The sequence below is a fragment of the Achromobacter spanius genome, assembly GCF_002812705.1.
Taxonomy (GTDB): domain Bacteria; phylum Pseudomonadota; class Gammaproteobacteria; order Burkholderiales; family Burkholderiaceae_B; genus Achromobacter; species Achromobacter spanius.
Genome location: NZ_CP025030.1, coordinates 6,001,949 through 6,014,927, shown reverse-complemented (window position 1 = coordinate 6,014,927; position 12,979 = coordinate 6,001,949). Strand labels below are relative to the sequence as shown.

Annotated in this window: 14 protein-coding genes; 11 read left to right on the top strand and 3 right to left on the bottom strand. The window is 63.6% G+C overall.

What is annotated here, in order from left to right; translation table 11 throughout:
* The first annotated feature begins 45 nt into the window (after positions 1 to 45).
* Positions 46 to 1,409 (top strand): IS3 family transposase gene (locus tag CVS48_RS27340; protein ID WP_100853427.1). Its coding sequence is split into 2 segments (ribosomal slippage): positions 46 to 520 and positions 520 to 1,409, totalling 1,365 coding nucleotides; the frame shifts between segments, so codons are not numbered across the junction.
* A gap of 67 nt (positions 1,410 to 1,476) precedes the next feature.
* Here the strand turns inward: CVS48_RS27340 and rsgA are convergent.
* Positions 1,477 to 2,433 (bottom strand): ribosome small subunit-dependent GTPase A, encoded by a 957-nt coding sequence (gene rsgA, locus CVS48_RS27335; RefSeq protein ID WP_100857170.1) that lies wholly within the window; start codon positions 2,431 to 2,433, stop codon positions 1,477 to 1,479.
* Positions 2,430 to 3,680: a M48 family metallopeptidase gene (locus CVS48_RS27330; RefSeq protein ID WP_100857169.1), complete on the bottom strand. Its 1,251-nt coding sequence runs from the start codon at positions 3,678 to 3,680 to the stop codon at positions 2,430 to 2,432. The genes rsgA and CVS48_RS27330 overlap by 4 nt, the downstream gene beginning before the upstream one ends.
* 60 nt (positions 3,681 to 3,740) lie before the next feature.
* Here CVS48_RS27330 and orn point away from each other — a divergent pair, with 60 nt between their 5' ends.
* Positions 3,741 to 4,286 carry an oligoribonuclease gene (orn, locus tag CVS48_RS27325; protein ID WP_100857168.1) on the top strand — a complete coding sequence of 182 codons (546 nt, stop codon included), beginning with the start codon at positions 3,741 to 3,743 and terminating at the stop codon, positions 4,284 to 4,286.
* Positions 4,287 to 4,356: 70 nt separating this feature from the next.
* Positions 4,357 to 4,986: an NAD(P)H-hydrate epimerase gene (locus CVS48_RS27320; RefSeq protein ID WP_100857167.1), complete on the top strand. Its 630-nt coding sequence runs from the start codon at positions 4,357 to 4,359 to the stop codon at positions 4,984 to 4,986.
* Between the two features lie 57 nt (positions 4,987 to 5,043).
* Here the strand turns inward: CVS48_RS27320 and paaX are convergent, their stop codons facing one another.
* Positions 5,044 to 5,973, bottom strand: a complete 930-nt coding sequence (gene paaX / locus CVS48_RS27315; RefSeq protein ID WP_100857166.1) for a phenylacetic acid degradation operon negative regulatory protein PaaX — start codon at positions 5,971 to 5,973, stop codon at positions 5,044 to 5,046.
* Between the two features lie 172 nt (positions 5,974 to 6,145).
* On the opposite strand from paaX, the gene paaA reads away from it, so the two are divergent.
* The 8 genes from paaA to paaI all read left to right on the top strand — a co-directional run bounded on the left by paaA (position 6,146) and on the right by paaI (position 12,911).
* The gene (gene paaA, locus CVS48_RS27310) at positions 6,146 to 7,135 is read left to right on the top strand and encodes a 1,2-phenylacetyl-CoA epoxidase subunit PaaA (protein WP_050447890.1); all 990 of its coding nucleotides are present in this window, start codon (positions 6,146 to 6,148) and stop codon (positions 7,133 to 7,135) included.
* 125 nt (positions 7,136 to 7,260) lie between these two features.
* On the top strand, positions 7,261 to 7,545 hold the full coding sequence (paaB, locus tag CVS48_RS27305; protein WP_050447891.1) for a 1,2-phenylacetyl-CoA epoxidase subunit PaaB: 285 nt from the start codon (positions 7,261 to 7,263) through the stop codon (positions 7,543 to 7,545).
* 14 nt (positions 7,546 to 7,559) lie between these two features.
* Positions 7,560 to 8,324, top strand: coding sequence for a 1,2-phenylacetyl-CoA epoxidase subunit PaaC (gene paaC / locus CVS48_RS27300; protein WP_100857165.1), 765 nt, complete (start codon positions 7,560 to 7,562; stop codon positions 8,322 to 8,324).
* Positions 8,321 to 8,827 (top strand): 1,2-phenylacetyl-CoA epoxidase subunit PaaD, encoded by a 507-nt coding sequence (paaD, locus tag CVS48_RS27295; protein ID WP_100857884.1) that lies wholly within the window; start codon positions 8,321 to 8,323, stop codon positions 8,825 to 8,827. The genes paaC and paaD overlap by 4 nt, the downstream gene beginning before the upstream one ends.
* A gap of 13 nt (positions 8,828 to 8,840) precedes the next feature.
* The gene (paaE, locus tag CVS48_RS27290; protein WP_100857164.1) at positions 8,841 to 9,926 is read left to right on the top strand and encodes a 1,2-phenylacetyl-CoA epoxidase subunit PaaE; all 1,086 of its coding nucleotides are present in this window, start codon (positions 8,841 to 8,843) and stop codon (positions 9,924 to 9,926) included.
* Between the two features lie 47 nt (positions 9,927 to 9,973).
* Positions 9,974 to 11,638: a phenylacetic acid degradation protein PaaN gene (gene paaN, locus CVS48_RS27285; protein ID WP_100857163.1), complete on the top strand. Its 1,665-nt coding sequence runs from the start codon at positions 9,974 to 9,976 to the stop codon at positions 11,636 to 11,638.
* Between the two features lie 14 nt (positions 11,639 to 11,652).
* Positions 11,653 to 12,441 carry a 2-(1,2-epoxy-1,2-dihydrophenyl)acetyl-CoA isomerase PaaG gene (paaG, locus tag CVS48_RS27280; RefSeq protein WP_100857162.1) on the top strand — a complete coding sequence of 263 codons (789 nt, stop codon included), beginning with the start codon at positions 11,653 to 11,655 and terminating at the stop codon, positions 12,439 to 12,441.
* A complete protein-coding gene (paaI, locus tag CVS48_RS27275; protein ID WP_050447926.1) occupies positions 12,441 to 12,911 on the top strand; it encodes a hydroxyphenylacetyl-CoA thioesterase PaaI in 471 nt (156 codons plus the stop codon). The genes paaG and paaI overlap by 1 nt, the downstream gene beginning before the upstream one ends.
* The last annotated feature ends 68 nt before the right edge of the window (positions 12,912 to 12,979 follow it).

Sequence of the window (12,979 nt, the reverse complement as noted above, 5' to 3'; positions counted from 1 at the left end):
GACCCCCGAAAGTTGGAGATATATCCAACCTTCGGGGGTTTTTACATGGCGAAGTACGACGAGCGTTTTAAGGTCAAGGTGGTCAAGGACTACCTGTCAGGCTCACTGGGTTTCAAAGCTGTGGCAGCGGTTCACGGCCTTAGGCACGCAACCGTTGAGCGGTGGGTGAACGGCTATCGCGAGCACGGTGTCTCGGGCTTGCGCCGCAAGGGCGCAAGCTATGACCAGGCCTTCAAGCTGAAGGTGCTCAAGCGGATGTGGCAGAAGCACTGGTCACAGGCCAAGACAGCGGTGGTGTTCGACATTCGCAGCGCGGCGCACATCGGTAAGTGGGCACGCCAGTATGATGCAGGGGGTATCGACGCACTGCGTTCCCGTCGAAAGGGGCCCCGCATGACCATGAGCAACAAGCCACCCAAGCCTACCTCCTCGGTCGCTGAACTGGACGACAAGCAGATCATTGCTCGGCAGAACAAGGAGTTGATCCTGCTGCGCGCCGAGGTCGCGTACTTAAAAAAACTCGATGCCTTGATCCAGGAAAAGCGTGCGGCTGCGCAGAAAAAGCGCAAGTCGTGACTGGATTAAGGCAACAACATCCGCTGTCAGCCTTGCTCCAAGTGGCAGGTCTGGCATCGAGCACTTACTACTACCAAGTGAAGATGGCCCAGGTCGCTGATCGGCATGCCACCCTCAAGGCCAGCATCGGCAAGACCTACGTGTACCACCAGGGACGCTATGGCTACCGGCGCATCACGGCCGCGCTGTGCCAAGCCGGGCAGCATGTGAACCACAAGACGGTACAAAAACTGATGCAAGTGCTAGGACTGAGGTCCGTGGTACGACCGAAGAAATATCGCTCCTATCGGGGCCAGGAGGGCCGTGTGGCGCCTAATCTGTTAGCGCGCCAGTTCGATGCCGACAGGCCGAACCAGAAATGGGTCACCGATGTGACGGAATTCAATGTGCGTGGCCAGAAGCTGTACCTGTCGCCCGTCATGGACCTCTACAACGGCGAAATCGTGGCTTACCAGACCAGTCTGCGGCCCATGTTCCAGCTAGTTGGCGCTATGCTGAAAAAGGCGCTCATGCGGCTCAAACCCGCCGACCACCCGATGCTGCACTCTGACCAGGGGTGGCACTACCAGCAGCCTCAATACCGGCACATGCTGGCCACTCGATCAATAACACAGAGCATGTCACGCAAGGGAAACTGCCTGGACAATGCCGCCATGGAAAGCTTCTTCGGCACATTAAAGGCCGAGTTCTTCTACCCGAACCGCTTCGAGACCATCGAACAGTTGCAGGCCGGCATACGTCTGTACATCCGTTACTACAATTACGAACGCATCAAGCTCAAGCTAAAAGGCCTGAGTCCGGTTCAGTACCGAACTCAGGCCTTCGGCCCTTAGCTTCTGACTCTCCAACTTCTGGGGGTCAGTTCATTTCGGGCCGTCTTTTGTTTGGAGGTGGGGCGTATCAGTAGCGTTGTTGGCCCGCCAGATTCTCTTCCAGAATCCGCTCGTACAGCGCATAGCGCAGCGGGTTGATCTTGCCTGCCTGCAAGGCGGCAACCACGCCGCATCCGGGCTCACGCCGATGCGTGCAGTTGTAGAAGCGGCATTCCTCGATGGGCTGCGTAAATTCCGGGAAGCCACGGATGATGTCGTCGCGCGTCAGGTGCTGCAAGCCAAATGCCTGGAACCCCGGCGAATCGATCAGATCGCCGCCCGGGTCGGGCAAATGGTAGAGCCGCGTGCTGGTCGTGGTGTGCTTGCCCATGTCCAGCGCGGTGGAGTGTTCGCGCGTGGCGGCGCGAGCGTCGGGTATCAGGGCATTGAGCAGGGTGGATTTGCCCATGCCGCTTTGGCCCAGCAGCAGGTTGGTGCGGCCGGCCAGGCGCGGAGCCAGCAAGGTGTGCACGTTTTCCGGTTCCAGCGCGCTGAGTTCGACAACCGGCACGCCCAGCGCGGCGATAGGCGCGAGGCGCGCGCGCGCGGCCGGCAGTTCTTCCGTCAGGTCGGTCTTGTTCAAGACGATCAGCGGCGAAATACCGGCGCTCCAGGCGCCGGCCAGGGCGCGCCCGGTCAGGTCGTCCGAGAATGTCGGTTGCACGGCGATCACGATCAGCAACTGGTCGACGTTGGAGGCGAACTGCTTGGAGCGCATGTCGTCCGATCGATACAGCAGGTTGCTGCGCGGCAGGATGGCGTCAATGGCGCCTTCATCCTTGCCTTGCGGGGCGATGCGCACGCGGTCGCCGACGGCAGCGCCGGCTTTCTTGCCGCGCGGAAAGCACTTGCGCAGGGAACCGTCGGCAAGCTCTACCGTGTAGTGGCGCCCGTGCGCGGCGATGATGCGGCCGTCGATCTGGTCGCCTACGGCTTCGGATGGTGCGGCCGTGGCGCCGTTCCTGGAATTGCGCGTGTTGCTCATGCGGCCGTCGCCATCAGGTGGCGGATGCGCTCGGCGGCGGGGGGATGGCTGTCGTAGAAGGCGGAATGCACAGGGTCGGGAGTCAGCGTAGCAGCGTTGTCGTCATAGAGTTTGACCAGGGCGGACACCAAATGCGCCGGCGAACTCTGCTCGGCCGCATAGCGGTCCGCCTCGAATTCGTCGCGACGCGAGTACCAACTGGCCAACGGCGTGAACATGAAAGTAAAAACGGGGATGACCAGGAAGAACAGCAACAGCGCCATGGCGTCGTTGCGGCCGCCCAGTTGGGGCATCACGCCCAGGTCCACATAGAACCAGGGTTGCTGCGACACCCAGCCCAGGATGGCGAAGAAAGCCAGCGCGGCGCCGAAGCTGAAGAGCACGCGCTTGATGATGTGGCGCTTGGCGAAGTGGCCCAGTTCGTGCGCCAGCACGGCTTCGATTTCATCGCCGTTCAGGCGGGCAAGCAGGGTGTCGAAGAACACAATGCGGCGCGAGCGCCCAAAGCCGGTGAAATAAGCATTGCCGTGCGCGGAGCGGCGCGAGCCGTCCATCACGAACAGGCCATTCAACGCAAAGCCGCAGCGCTGCGCCAGGCGTTGGATGCGGCCGGCCAGTTCCGGGTCGGACAGCGGCGTGAATTTATTGAAGAGCGGGGCGATGAACATCGGGTAGACGATCAGCAGCGCCAGGTTGAATACGGTCCACAGCGCCCAGGCCCACACCCACCAGTAGGCGCCGGCGCTGCCCATCAGCCACAGCACGGCGGCGGCCAGCGGCAGGCCCAGCACGGCCGCCACCAGCAAGCCCTTGGCGGTGTCGGCGATGAACAGCTCAGGCGTCATGCGGTTGAACCCGAAGCGCGCTTCCAGTTTGAACTGCCGCCAAAGTGTGAACGGCAGGCCCAGCAGGCCCAGCACCAGCGCCACCACCACTAGCAAAAGCATCTGGCGCAAGAAGTCATTGCTGGTAAGCTGGCCCACCATCAGGTCTATGAATTGCAAGCCGCCCATCAGCGTCAGGCACACCAGCAGAATTGCGTCGTAGGTGCGTTCCAGCATGCCCAGCTTGACGCGCGCAACGGTGTAGTCAGCGGCGCGCTGATGGCTGGTCAACCCGATGCGGGGCGAGAATTCGGCGGGCACCTGGTCGCGGTTGCGCGCGACGTGGCGGATCTGGCGGCTGGCCAGCCACAGGCGCACCGCGATATCGGCAAGCAGGAAAGCAACGAACAGCAGTGTGAACATGGGCGAAGCGGATGGCTCAATAGGGATGTGCGAAAATCGCGTGTTTTATAGGCAAATTATATGGCTGTGAACGAAAATCGCCTGATCTGGCTTGACATGGAAATGACCGGGCTGGATCCCGAGAAAGAACGCATCATCGAGGTTGCCGTCGTGGTCACCGAACCCGACCTGACGATGGTGGCCGAAGGCCCGGTTCTGGTTGTCCACCAGCCCGACAGCCTGCTTGACGCCATGGATAACTGGAACAAATCCACCCACGGCAAGAGCGGCTTGATCGATAAGGTCCGCGCGTCGACCGTGTCCGAGGCGCAGGCAGAGGATACGCTGTTGGCGTTTTTGGCGCAGCATGTGCCGCCGGGAAAATCACCGATGTGCGGCAATACCATCAGCCAGGACCGCCGCTTCATGTTTGCTTACATGCCGCGCCTGGAGCAGTTCTTCCATTACCGCAACCTGGACGTCAGCACGCTGAAGGAACTGGCGCGCCGCTGGGCGCCGGCCGTGTACAAGGGCTTCGAGAAAAAGAGCCGTCACGAAGCGCTGGCCGACATCTACGAATCCATCGACGAACTCAAGTACTACCGCGAACACTTCCTGAAAGTGTAAGCAGGCGGCTAGTGCCGGGCTAGCCCGGCAATCATTCCGCCGCGCGGTAGGACCTTACTCTTTTCGCGCCATGCCCAGTCATACCGTTGCTCAGATTCGCCGCGCCGAGCAGTTGGCGTTGGCAGCGGGCGCATCGCTCATGCCACGGGCCGGCGCGGCGGCCGCGGCATTTGCCGCCGAACGGGTGGGCCCTGGCGGCTCCATCCTGGCCGTGGCCGGTCCTGGCAATAACGGTGGGGATGCCCTGGAAGCCGCGACACGCCTGCTGGCGTTGGGCCTGCGCGTTCAGGTGGTGCTGCCGTCTGGCCCCGAAAAATTACCCGCCGATGCGGCGCGCGCCTGGGCGGGCTGGCTTGCCGTCGGCGGTCGCACGCTGGCGTCGCTTCCCACCACGCCTCCTGATCTGCTTATCGACGGCCTGTTCGGCATCGGGCTGAATCGTCCCTTGGATTCCTCGTGGCAGCAGTTGGTCGATACGATCAATGCGTGGCGGGTGCCCGTGTTGGCGCTGGATGTGCCCAGCGGCATCGACGCCGATACCGGTGCGGCGCTGGGCCGGCCTGTCCAGGCCACCTGGACGCTGTCTTTTATCGCTACCGCGCGGGGTTTGACTCGCCCCGGTGCCGGTCGCGACGCCGCGGGCGAATGCCATGTGGACACCCTGGGGGTGTCGATGCCGCCCGGTGACGCTGCCGGCTAGGCGGATTACCCCGACGTACCCTTGCCGAGGCCACGCGCCCTGAAGGCGCGCCGCCCCTCAGGCCGGCCGCCCTCCGAAACGGGATTCCACCTCAGCCGTCAGCGGCGTGTAACGCTCGTTGTCTTGCCCGGCGCGCGCGTTCAGGTGCGTTTCCGACGCATCGAACACCTTCCAGTAGATGCGCCCGCATAGGGCGCGGGCGGCGTGGCCCGGCCAGTTGTCGGGCAGCATCGGCCCGGGTAGTTGCGGATCGTGCAGCACGATCCGGCGCCAGTGGTGCAGCAGCATGACCCGCACGACAAAGGCGTCAGCGGGCGGCGGGGCTTCCTCCAGCAGCTTTTCCAGCGGACCGAAATTACGCGAGAACTGGCGGTACTGCTCGGCCACGTCGTCCAGGTTCCAGCATTGCGAGGCCAGGCTGGCGATGGGCAAGCCGCCCGCGCCGGCCAGGTCGCGGGCAGACAGCACCAACGCCCGGTCCGGAATGCCCAGCTTTTCCAGGATGTCGTGCGCGGCGCTCGCCTCGGTGTGCGGATGCGCGAACAAGCCCGGCGCGATCATGCCGAACCCTTCCCAGACCAGTTCCCGGCGCAGCTCGGCGCGTTCGGCCAGCCCGTTGCCCGTGCGCGGCAACGCCACCAGCGTCCATTCCCCGTTCCAGTCCTGCGTCGCGCCTTCGTAAATGCGCTGCGAGGCATGCGCGGTATGTCGCTGCCCCTGTTCAGAAATCAGGTACAGGCTGCGCCGGCCATGCCGTTCCGATTGCAGCCAATTCTGCGCCACCAACCGGAAGACGCTGGTGCGCAGCAGGCGTTCATTGATACCCAGCGGGGCCAGCAATTCGATCAGGTCGCCCAGCCAGATGGCGCCGCCATGAGGCGCGAGCGCGTCCCCCAGCAAGCTGACGCAGAGGGATTTGGCGCGAGGGGGGTCGCTTTTCAACAAGCGGGACAGGAAACGGTCCAAAGGCGACGTAGGGTTTGCCATAGGGTGGGCCAAATGCGGCCGATATCGGGATCCGCAATATGATACATAAATCCAATGTGATACAGCTTTGCGTTTGACAATGGTTTTTTTGTATTAAATAATCCGCCTATGACATGACGGCGCTGTGGAACGTTTGCCTTGCGTTTTCGCAAACCGTCTCAAGGAGACAAACATGTACGCTCAACTCGTCGAAACCGGCGTCAAGCAGGTCAAGACCGCGGACCAGCTTGAAGGCCCCGAACAGACGTTCCAGCGCCGCATAGACGATGGCGTGCGCATCGAGGCCAAGGACTGGATGCCCGATGCCTATCGCAAGACGCTGGTGCGCCAGATCTCGCAGCACGCGCACTCGGAAATTGTCGGCATGCTGCCCGAAGGCAACTGGATCACCCGTGCTCCGTCCCTCAAGCGCAAGGCGATCCTGCTGGCCAAGGTCCAGGACGAGGCTGGCCACGGGCTGTACCTGTACAGCGCCGCCGAGACGCTGGGCGTATCGCGCGATGACCTGATCGACGACCTGCACGCCGGCCGCGCCAAGTACTCCAGCATCTTCAATTACCCCACCCTTAGCTGGGCCGACATCGGCATGATCGGCTGGCTGGTCGATGGCTCGGCCATCATCAACCAGATCCCGCTGTGCCGCTGCTCATATGGCCCCTACGCGCGCGCCATGGTGCGCGTCTGTAAGGAAGAATCCTTCCACCAGCGCCAGGGGTACGACCTCTTGATGCAGATGTGCCTGCACGGCACGCCCGAGCAAAAGGCGATGGTGCAAGATTCGCTGAACCGCTGGTGGTGGCCCGCACTGATGATGTTCGGCCCGTCCGACGCCGATTCGCCCAACAGCGCGCAATCGATGGCCTGGAAGATCAAGCTCTTCTCCAACGACGAGCTGCGCCAGAAGATGGTGGACCAGACCGTGCCGCAGGCCGAATACCTGGGCCTGACCGTGCCGGATCCCGATCTCAAGTGGAACGCCGAACGCGGCCACTATGACTTCGGCGAGATCGACTGGAGCGAGTTCTACGCCGTGCTCAAGGGCAATGGCCCGTGCAACCGCGAACGTCTGGCCGCGCGCGTCAAGGCGCACGAAGACGGCGCCTGGGTGCGCGACGCGCTGGTTGCCTACGCGGACAAGAAGGCGCAGCGCAAGGCCGCTTGAAGCCAAGCGCTTGAACCGCTTTTACCGGCCCAAGCGCGCCTGCGTTCCTCTATTCCACCCGACATCACCTCATCATTGCCGTCCGGAGCGCGCCGCGCGCGCCCGGCATTTCAAGGATATTCATCATGAGCAAAGACTGGCCTTTGTGGGAAGTGTTCATCCGCAGCCAGCACGGCCTGGCCCATAAGCACGTCGGCAGCCTGCACGCCTCGGACGCCGAAATGGCGATCAACCACGCTCGCGACGTCTACACGCGCCGCAACGAAGGCCTGAGCATCTGGGTCGTGCGCGCCTCGGATATCTCGGCCAGCAGCCCCGGCGACAAGGAACCCTTGTTCGAACCGGCCAACAGCAAGGTCTACCGGCATCCCACGTTTTTCCCGATGCCCGACGAAATCAAGCACATGTAAGGCGGTGGGCAGACATGGACAAGACTTTGTTTGAATACCTGCTGCGCCTGGGCGATTCGTCGCTCATCCTGTCGCAGCGCCTGGGCGCGTGGACCGGCCACGGCCCCATCCTGGAAGAAGACTTGGCGCTGACCAACACCGCGCTGGACCTGCTGGGCCAAGCCCGCATGTGGCTGACGTTGGCGGGCGAAGTCGAAGGCGCCGGTCGCGATGAAGACGCGCTGGCCTATCACCGCGACACGCATCAATTCCACAACGTGCTGCTGGTTGAGCGCGCCAACGGCAACTACGCCGACACCATGGCGCGCCAGTTCCTGTTCGACGTGTGGCACTACTTCCTGTTGCAGCGCCTCGAACAGTCCAGCGACGAGCGTGTCGCCGCCATTGCCGCCAAGTCCATCAAGGAAGTCACCTACCACGTGCGCCGCTCGTCGGACATGGTGGTGCGCCTGGGTGACGGCACCGACGAAAGCCACGCCAAGATGCAGGCCGCTATCGATGATGCCTGGCGCTTTACCGGCGAACTGTTCGCCGACGACGCCGTAGACCAGGACGTGGCCGCGCGCGGCATCGGCTGTGAGCTTTCCGCCCTGCGCCAACCGTGGCTGGCCCACGTGCGCGAAGTACTGGAAGAAGCCACGCTGACCGTGCCCGATGAAACCGCCGCCAACCATCTGGCCTATCGTGGCGGCCGCCAGGGCAGGCACACCGAAGAACTGGGCTACGTACTGGCCGAAATGCAGTACCTGCCGCGCGCCTATCCGGGAGCCACGTGGTGAACGCGCTGGCGCCCATTTCCGCCGACCAGGTCTACGCCTGGCTGCAGGAGGTTCCCGATCCGGAGATCCCCGTGCTGTCCGTGGTGGACCTGGGCGTGGTGCGTGACGTGACCTGGGACGGCGACACCTGCGTCGTCGTCATCACGCCCACGTACTCCGGCTGCCCGGCCATGCGCGAGATCACGCAGGACATCCAGCAGACGCTGGCGCGCCACGGTATCGACGAGGTCCGTGTCGACACCCGCCTGGCACCCGCCTGGACAACCGACTGGATGAGCGAAAAGGGCCGCGAAGCCCTCAAGGGCTACGGCATCGCCGCGCCCGCCGAACGCGCCATCGACATCTCGGGCATCAGCCGCCGCGCCGCCGCGCCCGCCATCGCGTGCCCGCGCTGCGGGTCGCGCGACACGCGGATGGTCAGCAATTTCGGGTCCACGTCGTGCAAGGCGCTGTATCGCTGCGTGTCTTGCCGCGAACCCTTCGATTATTTCAAGACTCACTGAGAGCGGTTTCAAGATGAGCAACCAATTTCATTCCTTGAAGGTGGCCTCGGTGGCGCGCAATACGCGCGATGCCGTGGTCGTCACCTTTGACCTGCCCGACACGCTGACCGACGAGTTCGCCTTCCTGCCGGGGCAGTACCTGACCCTGCGCACGCAACTGAATGGCGAAGAGCTGCGCCGCTCGTACTCGATCTGTTCCGCCCCGCACGACAAGCTGCTGCGCGTGGCCATCAAGAAGGTCGACGAAGGCGCGTTCTCCAGTTGGGCCAACCACGAACTGCAACCCGGCCAGACGCTGGAGGTGATGGCGCCCGCCGGCAACTTCACCGTGGATTTCTCGCCCGAGAACCAGCGTCATTACGTGGCCTTCGCGGTGGGCAGCGGCATCACGCCGGTGTTCTCGCTGGTGAAGACCGCGCTGTCGACCGAACCGCGCAGCAAGTTCACGCTGTTCTTTGGCAACCGCGCATCGTCGGCCGTGCTGTTCCGCGAAGAAATTGAAGACCTGAAGAACCTCTACATGGAGCGCTTCTCGCTGGTCTACGTCATGAGCCGCGAGACGCAAGACATCGAACTGTTCAACGGCCGTCTGGACGGTGACAAGGTCGACCAACTGATGTCGGCCTGGATGAGCCCCGAAGACATCGATTACGCTTTTGTCTGTGGTCCGCAGACCATGACCGAAAGCGTGGTCGAGCGGCTGCAAACCCGTGGCATTCCGAAGTCGAACATCAAGTTCGAGCTGTTCGGCGCGCCCAAGGGGCCCCGCGCGCTGCGCACCGGCCACGACGCGCCGCAGGCGCCGGGCAAGGGCCAGTGCGAAGTGACCGTGGTGCAGGACGGCCACAGCCGCATGTTCGTGATTGATAAGAATAAAGACAGCGTGCTGGATTCGGCGCTGGCGCAGGGCATAGAGCTGCCGTACTCGTGCAAGGGTGGCGTGTGTTCCACCTGCCGTTGCAAGGTCATCGAAGGCGAGGTCGACATGGATGCCAACTTCGCCCTGGAAGACTACGAAGTGGCGCGCGGTTTTGTATTGAGTTGCCAGAGCTTTCCGGTCAGCGACCGCCTGGTTATCGACTTCGACCAGGAAACCTGACGCGGCCTGTGCCAGTCAGACACCCCTAATTCATTGGAGAGACAAGCGTGTCCCAAAAATTCTTCGAACGTCACCAGCCCGTGCTGGAACAATCCCTGGCGGCAGCCGCGTTGCGTGGCTACTGGAGCCCGTTTGCCGAATCGCCCAGCCCGCGCAACTATGGCGAAACGGCCAATGACGACGGCCGCGCCGCCTTCGAAGCCCTGAAGGGCAAGCCGTTTCCGTTGAACCTGCACGATGCCGACGGCACCGTGGGCGGCGAAAAATCGCCGTATGGCTTTGACCTGGGCATTACGTACCCGCACGTGCCGGTCGACAAGCTGATCAGCGCCTCCAAGCGCGCGCTGGAAGATTGGCGCCGCGCCGGCCCGCAAGCCTGGGTGGGCGTGTCGCTGGAAATCCTGGCGCGCCTGAACAAGCTCAGTTTTGAAATTGCCTACGCCGTGCAGCACACCACCGGCCAGGGTTTCATGATGGCCTTCCAGGCCGGTGGCCCGCACGCGCAAGACCGTGGCTTTGAGGCCGTGACCTACGCCTGGCAGGAAATGTCGCGCATTCCGGGCGTGGCGATCTGGGAAAAGCCGCAAGGCAAGAATGACCCGATCCGCATGGAAAAGCAGTTCACCGTGGTGCCGCGTGGCGTGGCGCTGGTGATCGGCTGCTCGACCTTCCCCACCTGGAACGGCTACCCCGGCATGTTCGCCAGCCTGGCCACCGGCAACACCGTCATCGTCAAGCCGCACCCGGGCGCGATCCTGCCGCTGGCCATCACCGTGAAGGTCGCGCGCGAAGTGCTGCAAGAAGCGGGCTTCGACCCCGATGTGGTGCTGCTCGCCGCGCACGAAGCGGGCGACGACACGGCGCAGAAGCTGGCGCTGGACCCGGCCGTCAAGATTGTGGACTTCACCGGTAGCACCGCCAACGGCGACTGGCTGGAGAACAATGCCCGCCAGGCGCTGGTCTATACCGAGAAGGCCGGCGTCAACCAGGTCATCATCGATTCCACCGACGACCTGAAGGGCGTGGCACGCAACCTGGCATTCTCGCTGGCCTTGTACTCGGGCCAGATGTGCACGGCGCCGCAAAACATCTACGTGCCGCGCGACGGCATCAACACGCCGGAAGGCCGCGTCAGCTTTGATGACGTTGCCGCCGCCTTGGGCGTGGCGCTGGAGAAACTGGGCGCGGATGCCGCTCGCGCAGTCGAACTGACCGGCGCCATCCAGAACGACGGCATCGTTGAACGCATCGAAAAGGCCCGCGCGCTGGGCCTGCCGGTGGTGGCCGACAGCAAGACGCTGACGCACCCGCAGTTTGAAAACGCGCGTGTTCGTACGCCGCTGCTGCTGCGCACGGAAGCGGGCAACGCGGCCATCAGCCAGGAATGGTTTGGCCCGATCGCCTTCGTGGTGGCCACGGATTCCACTGCGCACAGCGTTCAGTTGGCGCGTGACAGCGTCATCCAGCACGGCGCCTTGTCCTTGTCGGCCTACACGACCGACCCGCAGGTGGCCGACCAGGTGCAGGACGCGGCGGAAGTGTCCGGCGTGTCGTTGTCGTTGAACCTGACGGGCGCGGTGTTCGTCAACCAGACCGCGGCATTCAGCGACTTCCACGGCACCGGCGCCAACCCGGCCGCCAATGCGGCGTTGTCCGACACGGCCTTCGTATCGAACCGCTTCCGCGTGGTGCAAACCCGCCGTCACGTCTAAGCAGGGCGACGCTTATGAGCTACCAGGATATTCAATTCGACCTGTCGGGCGGCATCGCCCGCCTGACGCTGAACCGCCCCGACAAGCTGAACAGCTTTACGGCCAACATGCACGCCGAAGTGGCCGACGCGCTGACGCGCGTGGAAACCGAAGGCGCGCGCGTGCTGGTGCTGACCGGCGCGGGCCGTGGCTTTTGTGCGGGCCAGGACTTAAGCGAGCGCAAGCCCGCCGAAGACGGCACGCCGCCCGATCTGGGCGAAACCGTCGACAAGTTCTACGCGCCGTTGGTACGCCGCCTGAACGCCTTGCCCATGCCCGTTGTGGTGGGCGTGAACGGCGTGGCGGCCGGGGCGGGCGCCAACCTGGCGTTCGCGGGTGACATCGTCATTGCCAAGGCATCGGCCAATTTCATTCAGTCGTTCTGCCGCCTGGGCTTGATTCCCGACACGGGTGGTACGTTCGCGCTGCCGCGCCTGGTGGGCCGCGCGCGCGCCATGGGCCTGGCCATGCTGGGCGACAAGCTCAGCGCCAAGCAGGCCGAGGAATGGGGCCTGATCTGGCAATGCGTGGCGGATGAAGAGTTCGACGCAACACTGGAACGCCTGGCGCAGCACTTCTCCACGGCGCCCACCAAGGGCCTGGCGTTCACCAAGCAGGCCATGCAGGCCAGCCTGGGCAATGACCTGTCGACGCAATTGGATCTGGAGCGCGACATGATGCGTGAGCTGGGTCGCAGCGCTGACTACGCGGAAGGCGTGGCCGCCTTCCTGGGCAAGCGCGAACCGCAATTCAAGGGGCAATGATGAGCGTACACGTTCCCCCCGTTGAAGCGCCGAGCGATCCGCAGGAACTGGCGCAGGCTGTTGGCACCGTGATGTACGCGGGTGATGCGGCCTCGCAAGGTCTGGACATGAAGGTCGAGGAAATGGCGCCCGGCTACGCACGGCTGACGATGCGTGTGCGCGCCGACATGCTGAACGGCCACAAGACCTGCCACGGCGGCTTCATCTTCGCGCTGGCCGACAGCGCGTTCGCGTTCTCTTGCAATTCCCGCAATGTCAGCACCGTGGCCTCGGGTTGCACCATCGATTACCTGGCGCCGGGTTTCGAAGGCGACCTGCTGACCGCCGTGGCGCAAGAGCGCTCGCTGGCTGGCCGCACGGGCGTGTATGACGTTACCGTCACCAACCAGGACGGCCGCAACGTCGCCCTGTTCCGTGGGCGGTCCTATCGCATCAAGGGCCAGATCGTGGGGGTTCCCGCCGAAGGCTGAGGATGACATCCCAACGCCAATAGAAACATCGTCATCCAACCAAAGCCAAGGCCAACGGCAGGGCGGCA